General features: G+C 69.6%; 17 protein-coding genes. 15 read left to right on the top strand and 2 right to left on the bottom strand.

From position 1 onward, the window contains the following. The first annotated feature begins 66 nt into the window (after window positions 1-66). From ABZ396_RS13210 to prcA, 4 genes are all read left to right on the top strand, one after another. Window positions 67-285 carry a ubiquitin-like protein Pup gene (locus ABZ396_RS13210; protein ID WP_358915581.1) on the top strand — a complete coding sequence of 73 codons (219 nt, stop codon included), beginning with the start codon at window positions 67-69 and terminating at the stop codon, window positions 283-285. Between the two features lie 49 nt (window positions 286-334). Next, entirely contained in the window at window positions 335-940 is a 606-nt protein-coding gene (locus ABZ396_RS13205) for an endonuclease VII domain-containing protein (RefSeq protein ID WP_358915336.1), read from the top strand. Next, window positions 892-1737 carry a proteasome subunit beta gene (gene prcB / locus ABZ396_RS13200; RefSeq protein WP_358915334.1) on the top strand — a complete coding sequence of 282 codons (846 nt, stop codon included), beginning with the start codon at window positions 892-894 and terminating at the stop codon, window positions 1735-1737. The genes ABZ396_RS13205 and prcB overlap by 49 nt, the downstream gene beginning before the upstream one ends. A gap of 71 nt (window positions 1738-1808) precedes the next feature. Then, on the top strand, window positions 1809-2570 hold the full coding sequence (gene prcA / locus ABZ396_RS13195) for a proteasome subunit alpha (protein WP_358915332.1): 762 nt from the start codon (window positions 1809-1811) through the stop codon (window positions 2568-2570). A 71-nt stretch (window positions 2571-2641) separates the two neighbouring features. Here the strand turns inward: prcA and ABZ396_RS13190 are convergent, their stop codons facing one another. Then, window positions 2642-3655: a LacI family DNA-binding transcriptional regulator gene (locus ABZ396_RS13190; protein WP_358915330.1), complete on the bottom strand. Its 1014-nt coding sequence runs from the start codon at window positions 3653-3655 to the stop codon at window positions 2642-2644. Window positions 3656-3744: 89 nt separating this feature from the next. On the opposite strand from ABZ396_RS13190, the gene ABZ396_RS13185 reads away from it, so the two are divergent. The 11 genes from ABZ396_RS13185 (at window position 3745) to ABZ396_RS13135 (ending at window position 15248) form a co-directional block, all read left to right on the top strand. After that, window positions 3745-5004, top strand: a complete 1260-nt coding sequence (locus ABZ396_RS13185; RefSeq protein ID WP_358915328.1) for an MFS transporter — start codon at window positions 3745-3747, stop codon at window positions 5002-5004. A gap of 9 nt (window positions 5005-5013) precedes the next feature. Then, window positions 5014-6375: a Pup--protein ligase gene (pafA, locus tag ABZ396_RS13180; protein ID WP_059196529.1), complete on the top strand. Its 1362-nt coding sequence runs from the start codon at window positions 5014-5016 to the stop codon at window positions 6373-6375. 104 nt (window positions 6376-6479) lie between these two features. Further along, window positions 6480-7481 (top strand): FKBP-type peptidyl-prolyl cis-trans isomerase, encoded by a 1002-nt coding sequence (locus tag ABZ396_RS13175; protein ID WP_358915326.1) that lies wholly within the window; start codon window positions 6480-6482, stop codon window positions 7479-7481. A 101-nt stretch (window positions 7482-7582) separates the two neighbouring features. Next, window positions 7583-7960 (top strand): FKBP-type peptidyl-prolyl cis-trans isomerase, encoded by a 378-nt coding sequence (locus ABZ396_RS13170; protein WP_358915324.1) that lies wholly within the window; start codon window positions 7583-7585, stop codon window positions 7958-7960. A gap of 173 nt (window positions 7961-8133) precedes the next feature. Beyond that, on the top strand, window positions 8134-9099 hold the full coding sequence (locus ABZ396_RS13165; protein WP_358915322.1) for a WYL domain-containing protein: 966 nt from the start codon (window positions 8134-8136) through the stop codon (window positions 9097-9099). Window positions 9100-9118: 19 nt separating this feature from the next. Then, entirely contained in the window at window positions 9119-10132 is a 1014-nt protein-coding gene (locus tag ABZ396_RS13160; RefSeq protein ID WP_358915320.1) for a WYL domain-containing protein, read from the top strand. Between the two features lie 195 nt (window positions 10133-10327). Beyond that, window positions 10328-10561 (top strand): hypothetical protein, encoded by a 234-nt coding sequence (locus tag ABZ396_RS13155; RefSeq protein WP_358915579.1) that lies wholly within the window; start codon window positions 10328-10330, stop codon window positions 10559-10561. Between the two features lie 10 nt (window positions 10562-10571). Next, window positions 10572-10766: a hypothetical protein gene (locus ABZ396_RS13150; protein WP_358915318.1), complete on the top strand. Its 195-nt coding sequence runs from the start codon at window positions 10572-10574 to the stop codon at window positions 10764-10766. A gap of 259 nt (window positions 10767-11025) precedes the next feature. Continuing rightward, the gene (gene tatA, locus ABZ396_RS13145; protein WP_358915316.1) at window positions 11026-11319 is read left to right on the top strand and encodes a Sec-independent protein translocase subunit TatA; all 294 of its coding nucleotides are present in this window, start codon (window positions 11026-11028) and stop codon (window positions 11317-11319) included. 47 nt (window positions 11320-11366) lie between these two features. Then, entirely contained in the window at window positions 11367-12311 is a 945-nt protein-coding gene (gene tatC, locus ABZ396_RS13140) for a twin-arginine translocase subunit TatC (RefSeq protein ID WP_358915314.1), read from the top strand. Window positions 12312-12395: 84 nt separating this feature from the next. Further along, window positions 12396-15248 carry a DEAD/DEAH box helicase gene (locus tag ABZ396_RS13135; RefSeq protein WP_358915313.1) on the top strand — a complete coding sequence of 951 codons (2853 nt, stop codon included), beginning with the start codon at window positions 12396-12398 and terminating at the stop codon, window positions 15246-15248. A 58-nt stretch (window positions 15249-15306) separates the two neighbouring features. Here the strand turns inward: ABZ396_RS13135 and atzF are convergent, their stop codons facing one another. Next, window positions 15307-16962: an allophanate hydrolase gene (gene atzF / locus ABZ396_RS13130; protein WP_358915311.1), complete on the bottom strand. Its 1656-nt coding sequence runs from the start codon at window positions 16960-16962 to the stop codon at window positions 15307-15309. Window positions 16963-16975: the final 13 nt, after the last annotated feature.

Genomic DNA, 16975 nt, shown 5'->3' with positions numbered 1-16975 from the left:
TCATCACCGATCGGCAGGAAAGCCGACCTGTCGACCATGTCGGGCGAACTGAGCGGGGTGACGGTTATGGCAACCAAGGACACCGGCGGCGGACAGCAGAAGGCCACGCGCTCCACCGAGGAGGTCGAGGAGCAGGTGGCGGAGTCGCAGGCTTCGGAGGACGTCAAGGAGCGTCACGAGAAGCTGAGCGATGACGTGGACTCGGTTCTTGACGAGATTGACGATGTACTCGAGGAGAACGCCGAGGATTTCGTTCGGAGTTTCGTGCAAAAAGGTGGAGAGTAAAGGCGAATTGGTCGCTCTGCCTCCGAAGTGAAGGCGGCGGGGGGAGCGGGTGGCTGACGAGCCGGACGCGAAGCAGTGCAGGAAATGCGGGCGGGATCTGCCTTTTGCGCCGTTCGCACGGGACAGGAATCGGTGCGACGGCCTCCAGGTGCACTGCCGGGAGTGCGTGGCGGAATACAGCGCCGCGCACTACCGGCGTCGCCGGGGGGCCATCGGAAAGATCGTCCGGGAGAAGGCTGAGGTCCCGGAGGGGCACAAGCTCTGTCGGGCATGCGGTGAGGTCAAGCCGCACCGGGAATGGCATGGCAACGCGACCGCTTCTGATGGGCTGTCGACTCGCCGCAAGGCGTGCCGGTCCGCGCGGGGGCGGCAGGACCATCTCAAGCGTCAGTGCGGCATCACCGAAGCCGAACGCGAGGAGCTGATCGCCTCTCAAGGAGGCGTCTGCTGTATATGTCCGTCGGCTCCGCCCGCGCATGTGGATCACTGCCACAAGACGGGTAGGGTCCGTGGCGTACTGTGCTTCAGCTGCAACGCCGCGCTGGGGCAGTTCAAGGATCAGCCCGAGGCCATACGGCGGGCTGCAGCATACGTGGAAGGAAACGCGTGGAAGCCAACACTCGTAGCACCGGGCGTCTACCAGCTGCCTTCCTGACGCCTGGGTCCTCCTCGTTCATGGACTTTCTCGCCGACCACCAGCCGGAATTGCTGCCCGGCAAGCGGCAGTTGCCGCCCACGCAGGGGGTGATCGAGGCGCCGCACGGGACGACGATCGTGGCGGTGACCTTCCCCGGGGGCGTGGTTCTCGCCGGTGACCGTCGGGCCACGATGGGGAACGTGATCGCCCAGCGCGACATCGAGAAGGTGTTCCCGGCCGACGAGTACTCGGCGGTCGGTATCGCCGGCACCGCCGGCCTCGCCGTGGAGATGGTCAAGCTCTTCCAGTTGGAGCTGGAGCACTTCGAGAAGGTCGAGGGTGCGCAGCTGTCGCTGGAGGGCAAGGCGAACCGGCTGTCGACGATGATCCGTTCCAACCTCGCTATGGCCATGCAGGGGCTGGCGGTCGTGCCGTTGTTCGCCGGGTTCGACGTGGACCGGGGGAAGGGGCGGATCTTCTCGTACGACGTCACGGGTGGCCGTTCCGAGGAGCACAACTTCGCGGCGACGGGTTCCGGCTCGATCTTCGCGCGCGGGGCCATGAAGAAGCTGTTCCGTGAGGACCTGAGCGAGGAGCAGGCGGCCACACTGGTGGTGCAGGCTCTGTATGACGCGGCTGACGACGACTCCGCGACCGGTGGTCCCGATGTCGCCCGCCGGATCTACCCGATCATCACCGTGATCACCGAGGACGGGTTCCGCCGGCTCACCGAGGACGAGGCCTCCGGGCTCGCCCGTGCGGTGCTGGCCCGCCGTATGGAGGAGCCCGACGGTCCGCGCGCGGCGCTGCTCTGAGGCGCCCGGCGCTTGTTGTGAAGGTGATCCCAGTGACTTCGACGGAACCCTAAGGAAGGGGACGGATACCGGTGTCGACGCCGTTCTATGTCTCACCTCAGCAGGCCATGGCGGACCGTGCGGAGTACGCCCGGAAGGGCATCGCGCGCGGCCGGAGTCTGGTTGTGCTCCAGTACGCCGACGGCATCGTGTTCGTCGGTGAGAACCCGTCCCGTGCGCTGCACAAGTTCAGCGAGATCTACGACCGGATCGGTTTCGCGGCCGCCGGCAAGTACAACGAGTACGAGAATCTGCGGATCGGTGGTGTGCGCTACGCCGACCTGCGTGGTTACACCTACGACCGTGACGATGTGACGGCGCGTGGCCTTGCCAACGTGTATGCGCAGACGCTGGGCACGATCTTCTCCAGCGCGGCCGAGAAGCCGTACGAGGTGGAGCTGGTCGTCGCGGAGGTCGGGGAGATCCCGGAGGGTGACCAGATCTATCGGCTGCCGCACGACGGTTCGATCGTCGACGAGCACGGTTCGGTCGCGGTCGGTGGCGCTTCGGAGCAGATCAGCAGTTATCTGGACCGTGAGCACCGGGACGGCATGACCCTCGCGGAGGCTCTGAAGCTGGCTGTGACGGCTCTGTCGCGGGAGTCGAACGGCACTCAGCGGGAGATTCCCGCCGAGCGTCTGGAGGTCGCGGTGCTGGACCGCACGCGTCCGCAGAAGCGCAAGTTCAGGCGCATCGGCGGCCCGCAGCTGTCCCGGTTGCTGGAGTCCGACGGTGCCGCCACGGCGACCGAGGAGGCCGACGCGGCCGAGGACTCCGGCGGAGACGTCGAGTAACCCCGCTACCACCCCGCTCAGTGCGGCCCCGCCCGGCGAGTCGTCCGGGCGGGGCGCGGGCGTTTGCGCGGTCAGGGCCGTGGGGGCGCTGTGGAGCCTCGTACGACCAGCTCCACCGGGATGTCCCGCCCCTCCGGTTCGCGGCCCTCCAGGACCGCCAGGAGGGCGTGCATGCCGCGTTCGCCGAAGAGTTCCGCGTCCAGCCGTACCGTCGTGAGTTCTGGGTCGATGGCGGTGGCGAGGGCGAGGTCGTCGAGGCCGGTGACGGAGATGTCGTCGGGGATGCGCAGGCCTCGGCGGCGCAGGGCCTTGTAGGCGCCGGCGGCGAGCTTGTCGTCGTCGCAGACGAGGGCGGTGGGGTGGGGGCCGGGTGACGCCAGGGCGGCTTCCGTCGCCGTCAGGGCGCCTTCGATGGAGATCGGGGCATGGACGGTGCGCACCGAGGTGCCGGGGACTTCCGCCGTGCGTGCGGCCAGCTCACGCGCGCGTACCTCGAAGGTCCAGGAGGCGACGTCGGCGGCCAGGTGGAGGAAGCGGCGGTGGCCGAGGCCGAGAAGATGCTCGGCGACCTGGCGTACGCCGTCGGCGATGTCCAGGTTCACCGTGGCGGCTCCGAGGCTGCCGTCCGGGTCGCTGTCGAGCATCACCAGGGGGAGCTGGTCGCCACGGATGGCGGTGAGGGCGTCGGCGGCCATGGAGGAGGCGATGACGCCGTCGAGAGCGGCCTGGGCGGATGCGAAGGGGTCGCGGGCCTGGCCGATGCCTTCGGGGGAGGGGTAGACGACCACGCCGAAGCCGTTTTCGGCGGCCACGCGGGCGGCGCCGGTGTAGACGCCCGCGAAGAACTCTGTGGTGAGTGCGGGGACGACGAGGAGGACGGTGCGGGTGCGGCCGAGGCGCAGGTTGCGGGCGGCCAGGTTGGGCCGGTAGCCGAGGTCGCGTGCGGCTTCCCGGACGCGTTCGGCGGTGGCCTCGGACACGCGGCCGCGCCATTTGCCGCCGAGCACGAGTGACACCGCCGCCTGGGAGACGCCGGCGGCCTGGGCGACGTCGCGGCTCGTCGGGCGCGTGCTGCTGCGTGCCACCGGGTGTGCGCTCCTTCGTCTGGACGTGCGAACAGCGCACATGGTACGTATGGGAGCGGACGTTATACGTAAAACTTCGGAGGCGGGTCATGACCGCGGGGTACCTGGAGATCCTCAGGGCGAGGCACGCGGTCCGGTTGCTGACGGGCACCTTGGTGGGGCGGTTGCCGAACGCCACGGCCGCGATCGCGATCGTGCTGTTCGTGCGCGCGGAGGGTGGCACGTACAGCCTGGCGGGGGCGCTCGCGGCTGTGTACGGCGTCGCGAACGCGGTGGGCCAGCCGGTGCTCGGCCGGCTGGTGGATGTGCACGGGCAGCCGCGTGTCCAGTTGCCCGCCGCTCTCGTGTCGGCTCTCGCCATGGCCGGCTTCGCCTTCGCCGGCACCGATCCGCTGCCGCTCGCCTACGGGTGTGTGGCCGCGGCCGGGTTGTTCACGCCGCCTCTGGAGGGCGGTCTGCGTGCCCTGTGGCCGAGTGTGCTCGGCAGGGATGACCAGGTGCACACGGCGTATGCGATGGACGCGGTGGCGCAGGAAGTCATGTTCACGGTGGGACCGTTGCTCGTGACGCTGTGCGTGTCCCTGTGGTCGGCGCAGGCGGCCCTGCTGGTGGTGAACGCGGTGGGTGTGCTCGGGGCGCTCTCCGTGGTCCTCTCCCCGCCTTCGCGCGCGTGGCGTTCGGCGCCGCGTGCGGCGCACTGGCTCGGTGCACTGCGGTCGTCCGGGCTGCTGGCTCTGCTGGGTGCGTTTCTGTTCGTCGGGATCGCGCTGGGTTCCATCACGGTGGCGTCGGTGCCGTACGCGGACGAGCACGGCGGTGACCGGGTGTACGGCTGGATGATGGCGGGGCTCGGGCTGGGTGCGCTGCTCGGTGGAGCGGTGTACGGGGCACGGCGGTGGACGGGGGAGCCGGCGGGGCGACTGCGGGTGCAGGTGGCGCTTCTGGCGGTGTGTTATCTGCCGCTGATGGCGATGCCGGGCACGGTGGCCATGGTGTTGCTCACAGTGCTGGCGGGGGTGTTCCTGGCGCCGGCGATCGCATGTGGGTTCGTGCTGGTGGACCGGCATGCGCCGGTGGGGACGGTCACGGAGGCGTTCTCCTGGCTTGTGACGACGTTCACAGTGGGAGCGTCGGTGGGAACGGGCCTGGCGGGTCCGGTCGTCGAGGCGGGCGGGGCGCTGTGGGGGTTCGCGGTGCCGGGCGCGGCCGGGGGTGCGTCGTTGCTGGTCCTGGTGGTCACGGGGCGGGTCCTCGCAGCTCCCGGTGCGGGCGCGGTGGTTGCGGCTTCACCGGAAAATGATCCAAATCGTGCTGTCGAACCCCGTTTCAGCTCAGGGGATCGGGCGTAATGTTCACTCATGGACCGCCGCATTTTCGGGCTGGAGAACGAGTACGGCGTCACGTGCACGTTCAGGGGACAGCGCCGCCTGTCGCCTGACGAGGTGGCGCGGTACCTCTTCCGCCGTGTCGTGTCATGGGGCCGTAGCAGCAATGTCTTTCTGCGTAACGGCGCCCGGCTCTATCTCGACGTGGGCTCACATCCGGAATACGCGACACCCGAATGTGACAACGTGACCGAGCTGGTCACCCACGACAAGGCCGGCGAGCGCATTCTCGAAGGACTGCTGGTGGACGCCGAACGACGCCTGCACGAGGAAGGAATCGCGGGCGACGTCTACCTTTTCAAGAACAACACGGACTCGGCGGGCAACTCCTACGGTTGCCACGAGAACTATCTGGTGGCGCGGCACGGGGAGTTCTCCCGGCTCGCGGACATCCTCATCCCGTTCCTGGTGACCCGGCAGCTGCTGTGCGGCGCCGGCAAGGTGCTGCAGACGCCGCGCGGTGCGGTGTACTGCGTGAGCCAGCGGGCGGAACACATCTGGGAAGGCGTCTCCTCGGCGACGACCCGCTCCCGGCCGATCATCAACACACGCGACGAGCCGCACGCGGACGCCGAGCGCTATCGCCGCCTGCATGTCATCGTGGGCGACTCGAACATGTCCGAGACGACGATGCTGCTGAAGGTCGGTGCCACCGACCTGGTGCTGCGCATGATCGAGGCGGGCACGGTGATGCGGGATCTGACCCTGGAGAACCCGATCAGGGCGATCCGCGAGGTCAGCCATGACATCACGGGCCGGCGCAAGGTGCGCCTGGCCAGCGGCCGTGAGGCCTCCGCCCTGGAGGTGCAGCGGGAGTACTACGAGAAGGCCGTGGACTTCTGCGAGCGGCGCGGCATCCGCACCGGCACGGTCGAGCAGGTGCTGGAGCTGTGGGGCCGCACCCTGGACGCGATCGAGGCCGAGGATCTGGACCGGATCGGCACCGAGATCGACTGGGTGATGAAGTACAAGCTCATCGAGCGGTACCGGGCCAAGCACAACATGACCATGTCTCATCCCCGGGTGGCGCAGATAGACCTCGCTTACCACGACATTCACCGTCGTCGGGGTCTGTATTACCTGCTGGAGAGGAAGGGTCAAGCCGCGCGGATCTGCAATGACTTGAAGATCTTCGAAGGCAAGTCGGTGCCGCCGCAGACGACTCGGGCGCGGTTGCGCGGTGACTTCATCCGGCGGGCTCAGGAGCAGCGGCGGGACTTCACGGTCGACTGGGTGCATCTGAAGCTCAATGACCAGGCACAGCGGACCGTGTTGTGCAAGGACCCGTTCCGTTCGGTCGACGACCGGGTGGAGAAGCTCATCGCCGGTATGTGAGCGAACGCCACACGGGCGCCGTACGTTTACCGTACGGCGCCCGTGTCACGTCGTAGAGTTGCGCGCACGCATCCGCAAGATCGACCGATTACGAGGCTGTTTCCGTGCGCCGACGCTCCCTTCTCCTTGCCGCCGTACCCGCAGGACTGGTCACGCTTGCCGCGTGCGGCAACGACAAGTCCGCTTCCAGCAAGGCCAGCGCGGCACCGTCGGGTTCCGCCTCCTCGGCGCCGCCGCCGAAGATCGTGGAGGGGCCGTTGCCGGCGATCACGGCGGGTACGAAGTTCAACGAGAAGCCGACGGTGGCCAAGGGTTCCGGGGAGCCGTCGAAGAACCTGGCCGTCAAGACGGTGATCGCGGGCAGCGGCAAGGCGGTCGCGGAGAACGACTTCATCCAGGCCAACTACCTCGGGCAGATCTGGTCCACGGCGAAGGTCTTCGACGAGTCGTACGACCGCACGCCGCTGCTCATGCAGCTCGCCCAGGGCAGCATCATCGACGGCTGGCGGTACGGGCTGGCCGGGAGGAAGGTCGGCAGCCGGGTTCTGATGGCCGTGCCGCCGACCTGGGGTTACGGCCCTTCGGGCAACTCGCAGGCGGGTATCAAGGGCACGGACACGCTGGTGTTCGTCGTGGATGTGCTGAACTCGTTCAACTCCAAGAGCTCCAGCACCGGCAAGGAGGTCGCGCAGAGCGACCCCGCGCTGCCCAAGATCGGCACCAACACCGACGGGAAGGCTCCGTCGATCGACATCCCCAAGGCCGACCCGCCGAAGAAGCTGGTGTCGAACTACGTCCTGGAGGGCGACGGCCCGGAGGTGAAGTCGTCGCAGACGATCCTGTGCCAGTTCAAGGGCGTGGTCTGGGACAGCGGCAAGGCCTTCGAGCAGACGTACGACAGCGGGCGGCTGGCCCAGTTCCCGGTGCAGCAGATGCAGGAGGTCGTCAAGGGGCTGGCGCAGGGGATCACCGGGAAGAAGGTGGGTAGCCGGCTGATGATCGTCGTACCGCCGGATCTGGCCTACGGGGACAACCCGCCGAGCGGCGGTGTGGTGAAGAAGGGGTCCACGCTGGTGTTCTCGGTGGACGTGCTGGCCGCGATGTAGGCGATGCGGTCGCGGGAGCCCCGCCGGCCGCGCGGGCGCGAGAGCGGCGGGGATGAAAGACTGTCCGGGTTCCGTGTCGTACACAAGCAGGAGCTAGAGACGTGAGCATCGACAAGCCCGAGGTCGACTTCCCGGACGGCGAGCCCCCGGCGGACCTGGAGATCAAGGACATCTGGGAGGGCGACGGCGAGGCCGCCAAGGCCGGTGACTTCGTCAAGGTCCACTACGTGGGCGTCTCGTTCTCCTCCGGCGAGGAGTTCGACGCCTCCTGGAACCGCGGTACCCCGCTGGACTTCCAGCTCGGTGTCGGCCAGGTCATCCAGGGCTGGGACAAGGGCGTTCAGGGCATGAAGGTCGGTGGCCGCCGCCAGCTGACCATCCCGGCGCACCTGGCGTACGGCGAGCGTGGCGCGGGCTCGATCGCCCCGGGCGAGACGCTGATCTTCGTCTGCGACCTGGTGGGCGTGGCCAAGCGCTGACCGTTCCTGGTCGGAAACCGGCTCGACGAGGGCCCGTGCGGTGTGCGCGGGCCCTCGTTGTCCGTCGTGGCCTGTCCGTTCCGATCCTCGTTGTTTGTACTGGCTTTTGCCGTGACACTCCGGAGCGGTACGGTCATCGGTCAGAAGCACCAAAGGGAAGGCGAAGGGCGTCGATGGCCATTGCCAAGGCCGAGCGGCTGATGAACCTGGCGCTGTGCCTGCTGGGGACGCGGCGCCCGCTCAGCAAGCGCGAGCTGCGCGATTCCATCGAGGCGTACGTCGAGGCCTCCGGTGCGGCGGGAAGCCATGACTCCTTCAACCGTATGTTCGAGCGCGACAAGGACGACCTGCGCGAACTCGGACTGGTGATCGAGACCGTCGAGAACCTGGACGGCGAGGTCGGCTATCTGGCGCGCCGCGGCAGCAACCGCCTGCCCGCGATCACGCTGGACGCCGAGGAGGCCGCCGCCCTGGGGCTGGCCGCCAAGGTCTGGCAGCAGGCCCGGCTCGCCGGCGCGGCCAGCGGCGCCCTGCAGAAGCTGCGCGCGGCAGGATTGCCCGAGGACGTCGACCCGTACGAGGCGCACAGCGCCCTGGAGCCGCGCATTCCCGTGCACGAGGCCGCGTTCGAACCGCTGATGCTGGCCCTCCGCGACCGCCGTCCGGTCGTCTTCGACTACCGCAAGGCCACCGCCGCCCGCCCCGAGCCCCGGCACGTGGAGCCGTGGGCCCTGGAGTGCTGGCGCGGCCACTGGTACCTGGCGGGCTGGGACCGGGACCGGGGTGCCGAGCGGGTGTTCCGGCTGTCCCGGATCACCGGCAGGGTCCGCTCCCGTGGCACCAACTTCACCGTGCCCGTCCCGGACGTGGTGACCGTCCGGGAGACCGTTGCGAGCTGGGCCGGTGAGATCGCCGACCGCTCCGCGCTGATCCGGCTGCGCTCCGGAGCCGGCTACCCCCTTCGGGCGAAGGCCACGGCGGTGCGGGAACTCGGCGACGGCTGGGACGAGTTGGAGATTCCGTACGGGCACGGCCTGGACGCCTGGCTGGTGGAGTTCGGGCCGGACGTGGTGGTCCTGGAGCCGGCCGAGCTGCGCGCGGACGTGGTGGACCGGCTGCGTGCCGTGGCCAAGGGCTGAGGGGGAGCGGAGCAAGACAGTGACAGGCAAACCGGTCAGGCCCGTGAACGCCATCGACCAGACCCGGCGGATGCTCTCCCTGGTGACCTATCTGCGGGAGCGCCCCGGCGCCCGGATCGCGGACGTCGCGCGCGCCTTCGGCATCACCGAGGACGAGCTGGTCTCCGACCTCGATGTGCTGCCCATGTGCGGCACCAGCTTCCGGGGCGGCGATCTGCTGGACATCGACACCGACGGCGAGCGGATCTGGTGGCACAACGCGGCCGCGCTCGGCGAGGAGGCCGCCGAGCCGCTGAGGCTGGCCGCCGACGAGGCGACCGCGCTGCTGGTGGCCGCCCGTGCCGTGGCCACCCTGCCCGGCCTGCGCGAGGGCGACCGGCAGGCGCTGCTGCGGGCCACCGCCAAGGTGGAGACCGCGGCCGGCGAGGCGGCCGGCGCCAGCGCCCGGCTGTCGGTGACCTTCGAGTCCGAGGGCGGGGTCTTCGCCGACGTCGACCGGGCGATCTCCGAGCGCCGCCGGCTGTGGATCCGCTACTACTCCCCGGCACGCGACGAGGTCACCGAGCGCGAGATCGACCCCATCCGCCTGGTCAGCGTCGGTCACACCTATGTGGAGGCCTGGTGCCGCCGCTCCGAGGCCAGGCGCACCTTCCGCCTCGACCGCGTCGCCGAGATCAAGATCCTCGACGAGCCGTCCGCGCCTCCCGAGATCGAGCTGCGCGACCTCTCCGAGGCCCTGGTGCAGCCGGCCGCCGAGGATCCCGAGGTGGTCGTCGAGGTCGGCCCGTCCGGCCGCTGGGTCGCCGAGTACTACCCGCACGACAGCGCGGACGAACTTCCCGACGGCGGGCTGCGTATCACCCTGCGCACCCCCGATCCGGCCTCCCTGCGCCGGCTGGCACTCAGGCTCGGCGGTGACGGCCGGATCGTGTCACCGCCCGAGCTGGCCGACAGCGCACGCCGGGCGGCCCGCGCGGCCCTGGCGGCGTACGACGACCACGAGGTGCACGGCGATGGGGAAGGGCGTGAGTGAGCCGGAGGGGCGCGCCGGTGTCGAGGGGGTGACCGTGCGGAGGCCCGCAAAGTTGAGCACGGTCACCCCCTCCACACCGGCTGAGGCGCCGCGAAGGCGAACGATCAAGAATGAGGGGCGAGGGATTTGAACGAGTCTTCGGGTTCCGGTGTCGCAGGCGCGAAGGATGTGACGGTCGCGGCCGCGTTCGCCGGGATGAGAAGAGTGGTCCCCGTGGTGTTCAAGGCGGGCTGCCCGGAGTGCCGGGGCAGTTTCGAGCTCGCCGCGAGCGCCCTGCGCCTGGCCATCGGAGCCACCAGCAAGACCACGTTCTACTCCTTCACCTGCCCCGACTGCGGAGTCCTGGTCCGCAAGCCCGCGGGCGAGCGGATCATCGAGCTGCTGACCGGCGGCGGGGTCAGGACCCTGCGGCTGCACCCCACCGTCTAGGCTCGCCCGCATGTTCTGGCCGATGTTCGCGGTAGCTGTGGGTTTGGTGGGTCTCGCCGTTCTCGGGGTGCTCGCCGTCCGGGTCTTCCTGGAGGCGCGGCGGCTGGGCGCGCAGGTCGCGGACTCGGCACGGCGCATCAACCGGGCCGCCGAGGACCTGGAGCGGGCGGCGGCCAGTGCCGCCCGTACCGTGGACACCCTCTGAGACCTGCTGTGTAACGTATGTGAGCACTGCGCCATACGCGCTTTGCGTCACTTCGCCCTGTCACGGTGCCCGCCCCGGAAGGTACGCTGCTGAAGCGGCACGGAGAACGAGGCCCGTTCCGCGGACCGGGCGTACGCACGGGGATTGCCTCACGTTTACCCCTGAGCGTTACGATCGCTGCCAGCACGATCACTCGGACGGGTGTCCGACTGATCGGACAGCATCCCACCCAGCCGCCTCGGTGAGAAGGTAAAGACTTATGTTCGGAAGGCTCGGAGCCCCCGAGATCATTCTCATCCTTGTCGTCGTCATCCTGCTGTTCGGCGCGAAGAAGCTTCCGGACATGGCCCGCTCGCTCGGCAAGTCCGCGCGCATCCTCAAGAGCGAGGCCAAGGCGATGAAGGAAGACGGCAACACCGCCTCCACCTCCACCTCCGCCCAGGCGTCCGCCTCCGGCGAGCAGTCCCAGGCCCAGCGCACCATCCAGGCTTCCCCCGGCGACGTGACCAGCGCCCGCCCGGTGAACGAGCCGTCGGACACCACCCAGCGCTGACGCAAGGCCGGTAGCCCCCGGCCTGCCGCACGAGATGAGGACGTGGGTTGCCCAAGTCTGCCCGCAAGCAGGAGAAGGATCCCGAGGGGCGGATGCCTCTCGCGGATCACCTTCGTGAGCTCCGCAACCGGCTCGCGAAGGCCATGCTGGCCATCGTCATCGTGACGGTGGTCGCCGCCTTCTTCTACAACGACATCATCAACTTCCTGACCAGGCCGATCCTCGACTCGGTCGGTTGCCATCAGACCTTCTCGCAGATGGCCAAGGCCAGCGGCAACGAGAAGTGCGCCCAGATCACCATCAACGGTCTGCTGGCCCCCTTCACCCTCGCCCTCCAGGTCTCCCTGACGGCCGGTGTCGTCTTCGCCTCGCCGATCTGGCTGTACCAGCTGTGGGCGTTCGTCGCCCCGGGCCTGCACAGGAACGAGAAGAAGTACGCCTACGCGTTCGTCTTCACCGGCGCCCCGCTCTTCCTCGGCGGCGCCTTCTTCGCGTACAAGGTGCTGCCCACCACCGCCAAGGTGCTGATCGACTTCACTCCGAGCGGCAGCATCGCCAACCTGCTGCCGCTGGACGATCTGCTCCAGCTGGTCACCCGCATGGTGATCGTCTTCGGGCTCTCCTTCGAGCTGCCGCTGCTGCTGATCATGCTCAATCTCACCGGCATCATCACCGGCAGCCGGATGCTCGGCTGGTGGCGGGCCATGATCCTCGGGATCACGGTCTTCGCCGCCGTCGCCACCCCGAGCACCGACCCGCTCTCCATGCTGGCGCTCGCCGGGCCGATCTGGGTGCTGTACTTCGGCGCGGTCCTCTTCTCGCTGGTCAACGACCGGCGCAAGCGCCGCCGCGAGGCCGCGGGACCCGACGACGACGAGGCCTCCGACCTCGATCTCACCCCCGAGGACGTCGGCGAGATCGAGACCGTCTCCGCCAGCCGCGCGCTGCCAGAGGCCCCGGAGCGGGTCAACGGCTACGACGACGTGACCTGACCGGGTCCGTCCCCAGCCATCGAGAGGTGCCCGCGGCCACGCCGCGGGCACCTCTTCGTCGTCCGTTGTCCCATGTTCCGGATAATGATCGTCCTGTTGTCAGTGGGGACCGGTACGCTCGAAAGCACGATGACAGAGGACCTCTCACCGGCCGAGCGGTATGCGGCGGCCCGCAGGCGGGCCACCGAGCAGGCCACCGCGCTCGCGTCTTTCCGCGAGATGTACGACTTCGGCCTCGACCCCTTCCAGATCGAGGCCTGCCAGGCACTCGAAGGCGGAAAGGGCGTACTGGTGGCCGCCCCCACCGGCTCCGGCAAGACGATCGTGGGCGAGTTCGCCGTCCACCTCGCCCTCATGCAGGGCAAGAAGTGCTTCTACACGACACCCATCAAGGCGCTGTCGAACCAGAAGTACGCCGACCTCTGCCGCCGCTACGGCGACGGCATGGTCGGCCTGCTCACCGGGGACAACAGCATCAACCCGGACGCGCCGGTGGTCGTCATGACCACCGAGGTCCTGCGGAACATGCTGTACGCCGGCTCCCAGACCCTCCTCGGCCTCGGCTATGTGGTCATGGACGAGGTCCACTACCTCTCCGACCGCTTCCGCGGCGCCGTCTGGGAAGAGGTGATCATCCACCTCCCGGAGTCCGTGACCCTGGTCTCGCTGTCGGCGACCGTGTCCAACGCCGAGGAGTTCGGCGACTGGCTCGACACGGTCCGCGGCGACACCGAGGTCATCGTCTCCGAACACCGGCCCGTCCCGCTGTTCCAGCACGTGCTCGCCGGGCGCCGGATGTACGACCTGTTCGAGGAGGGCGAGGGCCAGAAGAAGGCCGTCAACCCCGACCTCACCCGGCTGGCCCGGATGGAGGCGAGCAGACCGTCCTACCAGGACCGCAGGCGCGGACGTGCCATGCGCGAGGCCGACCGGGAGCGGGAGCGCCGGCAGCGGTCCAAGGCGTGGACACCGGGACGTCCCGAGGTCATCGAACGGCTCGACTCCGAGGGCCTGCTGCCCGCCATCACCTTCATCTTCAGCCGCGCCGCCTGTGAAGCCGCCGTCCAGCAGTGCCTGTACGCGGGACTGCGGCTCAACGACGACGAGGCCCGGGAACAGGTGCGGGCCCTCGTGGAGGAACGCACCTCGTCGATCCCACGCGAGGACCTGCACGTCCTCGGCTACTACGAATGGCTGGAGGGCCTGGAGCGCGGCATCGCCGCCCACCACGCGGGCATGCTCCCGACGTTCAAGGAAGTCGTCGAGGAACTCTTCGTACGCGGCCTGGTGAAGGCCGTGTTCGCCACCGAGACCCTCGCGCTCGGCATCAACATGCCCGCGCGCTCGGTGGTGTTGGAGAAGCTCGTCAAGTGGAACGGCGAGCAGCACGCCGACATCACGCCCGGCGAGTACACCCAGCTGACGGGCCGCGCGGGCCGGCGGGGCATCGACGTCGAGGGCCACGCCGTGGTGCTGTGGCAGCGGGGGTTCAGCCCCGACCATCTCGCGGGACTCGCGGGCACCCGTACCTATCCGCTGCGCTCCAGCTTCAAGCCGTCGTACAACATGGCGGTCAACCTGGTCGAGCAGTTCGGGCGGCACCGGTCGCGGGAACTGCTGGAGACGTCGTTCGCGCAGTTCCAGGCCGACAAGTCGGTCGTCGGGATCTCGCGTCAGGTGCAGCGCAACGAGGAAGGACTCGAGGGCTACAAGCAGTCCATGACCTGCCACCTCGGCGACTTCGAGGAGTACGCGCGACTGCGGCGCGAGCTGAAGGACCGGGAGACCGAACTCGTCCGGCAGGGCGCGGTCGAGCGGCGGGCAGAGGCGGCGGTGGCGCTGGAGAAGCTGAAGCCGGGCGATGTCATCCATGTGCCGACGGGCAAGTACGCCGGGCTCGCCCTGGTGCTGGACCCCGGGCTGCCCGCCGGGCGGTCCGACGGACATCGTGGCTTCGAGCAGCACGACGGGCCGCGGCCGCTGGTGCTGACCGCCGAACGCCAGGTCAAGCGGCTGGCCTCCATCGACTTCCCGGTGCCGGTCGAGGCGTTGGAGCGGATGCGGATCCCCAAGTCCTTCAACCCCCGCTCCCCGCAGTCCCGTCGTGACCTCGCGTCCGCGCTGCGTACCAAGGCCGGGCACATTCCGCCGGAGCGGGCCCGCAAGAAGCGGTCGCAGGCCGCCGACGACCGCGAGATCGCCCGGCTGCGGACCGCGATCCGGGCGCACCCCTGCCACGGCTGCAACGACCGGGAGGACCACGCCCGTTGGGCCGAGCGGTACCACCGGCTGATGCGGGACACCTCGCAATTGGAGCGGCGGATCGAGGGGCGGACCAACACCATCGCCCGTACCTTCGACCGGATCGTTGCACTGCTGACCGAACTGGACTACCTGCGCGGCGACGAGGTCACCGAGCACGGGAAGCGGCTGGCCCGGCTGTACGGGGAGCTCGACCTGCTCGCCAGTGAGTGCCTGCGGGCAGAGGTCTGGGAGGGGCTCGCCCCCGCCGAACTGGCCGCGTGTGTCTCGGCGTTGGTGTACGAGTCACGCGTCGGGGACGACGCGATGGCCCCGAAGCTGCCCTCCGGGAAGGCCAAGGCCGCGCTGGGTGAGATGGTGCGGATCTGGGGGCGGCTGGACGCGCTGGAGGAGGAGTTCCGGATCACGCAGACCGAGGGCGTCGGGCAGCGGGAACCGGACCTCGGCTTCGCCTGGGCCGCGTACATGTGGGCCTCGGGGGCGGGGCTGGACGAGGTGCTGCGGGAGGCCGAGATGCCTGCGGGGGACTTCGTCCGCTGGTGCAAGCAGGTCATCGACGTGCTGGGGCAGATCTCCGCGGCTTCTCCTGTGGAGGGGTCGACCGTGGGGAAGACCGCGCGTAAGGCGGTCGACCTGGTGCTGCGCGGGGTTGTGGCCTACTCGTCCGTGGGGTGACGGGTGCCCCGCGCCCCGGAAGGGGCGTGGGGGCGCCCCCGAAGAAGGGGCGTGGGGCTCAAGCCTCCTCCAAAAAGGCCCGCCAGCCCCCGTACCGTGTGATCTCCTTTGCGTTCGTCAGTGCGCTCGGTTCACACAGGAAGCCGGGGACGCTTGTGCCGTCTGCCAGTTCCACCCTGCCGAGAGCCATCGGGTGGGGGAGCTGCGCGAGCAGTCGCCCCAGGCCCTCCGCCGGAAGGTGCCAGATCTCCGTCTCGATCGACGCGCCTCCCTCGTCCACCCGCACCAGGCCCGGCTTCGGCGGAGTCGTCGGCAGGGCGTAGAGGCGGTATGCCGGTGCCGTGGTCGTCGTGCGGCTCAGTACCGCCCCCTGCGCCAGGAGTTGGTGGTTGAGGGGCTGGCCCGTCAGGTGCGCGCCCAGCACGGCCAGGCTCACCGTCGGCTCCAGGGAGCGGGCGACGGCGGCCAGGCGGTCGTCGGTGAAGGCGGGACCGATCAGCATCACGCCGAACGGCAGTCCGTTCACCTCTCCCGCCGGCACCGCCACCGCCGCCAGGTCGAAGAGGTTCGTGGAGTTGGTGAAGCGGCCCAGACGGGCGTTGGCGCCCAGCGGGTCGGCCGCCACCTCGGCCAGGGTGGGGTGGCCGGGGGCGGTGGGGAGCAGCAGGGCGTCCGCGTCGGACAGTTCGGCCAGGGCACGGGCACGTAGGGCGGACAAGCGGTCCTGGTCGGTGAAGAGCCGGTGGGCCGGGATGTCGCGGGCCCGGGTGATGATGCCGGCGACAGTGGCGTCCAGACCTTCGCCGCCGGACGAGACCAACTTGTCGATAAAGGTACCCACCGCTGTGTAGCGCTCCGCCACGAACGCGCCCTCGTAGAGCATCGCCGCCGCCTCCGTGAAGGGGGTCAGGTCAAGCGTGCGGATCGAGGCGCCCGCGGCGATCAGGCGGTCCACCGTCTCCTCGTAGGCCTCCAGCCAGCCCTCGTCCAGTTCCCCCAGCTGGTCGCGGGGCGGGACCGCGATCCGCCAGGGGCCCGGGGCCCGCTGGGGGAGGGGCGGGAGCGCGCGGTCCGGCGGGGACGCCAGGTACGACAGCGCCTGCTCGGCCTCCGGGAGCGTGCGGGCGAACACCGTCACGCAGTCGAGGGAGGCGCAGGCCGGGACCACCCCGGCCGTGGGCACCAGGCCCCTGGTCGGCTTCAGACCGACGATGCCGTTGAAGGCGGCCGGGATCCGGCCCGAACCCGCCGTGTCCGTGCCCAGGGCGAAGTCGACGATGCCCAGGGCCACGGCGACCGCCGAGCCGGAGCTGGAGCCGCCGCTGATCCGGGCCGGGTCGACGGCGTTGCGGACCGCGCCGTAGGGGGAGCGGGTACCGACCAGGCCCGTCGCGAACTGGTCGAGGTTGGTCGTGCCGAGGACGATCGCGCCGGCCGCGCGCAGGCGGGCCACCACCGGGGCGTCGGACTCCGGCTCGTAGGCGAACGCAGGGCAGCCCGCCGTCGTGGGCAGTCCGTGTACGTCGATGTTGCCCTTCGCGGCGAACAGGCGCCCGGCGAGGGGGAGCCGCTCACCTCGGGCGACCCGCTCGTCGATCGCGCGGGCCTCCGCCTCGGCCTCCTCCCGCGGGCGCAGGCCGATCCAGATCTCGGGACGGTCCACCGCTTCGACGCGCGCGTAGGCGGCACGGACACGGGACACGGTGCTGGACATGCTCTTGCTCCTC

Origin of the sequence: Streptomyces sp. NPDC005866, assembly GCF_040629895.1 — a bacterium.
GTDB lineage: Bacteria > Actinomycetota > Actinomycetes > Streptomycetales > Streptomycetaceae > Streptomyces.
The sequence above is the reverse complement of the archived record's forward strand: the minus strand, read 5'-3'. Positions and strand labels throughout refer to the sequence as shown.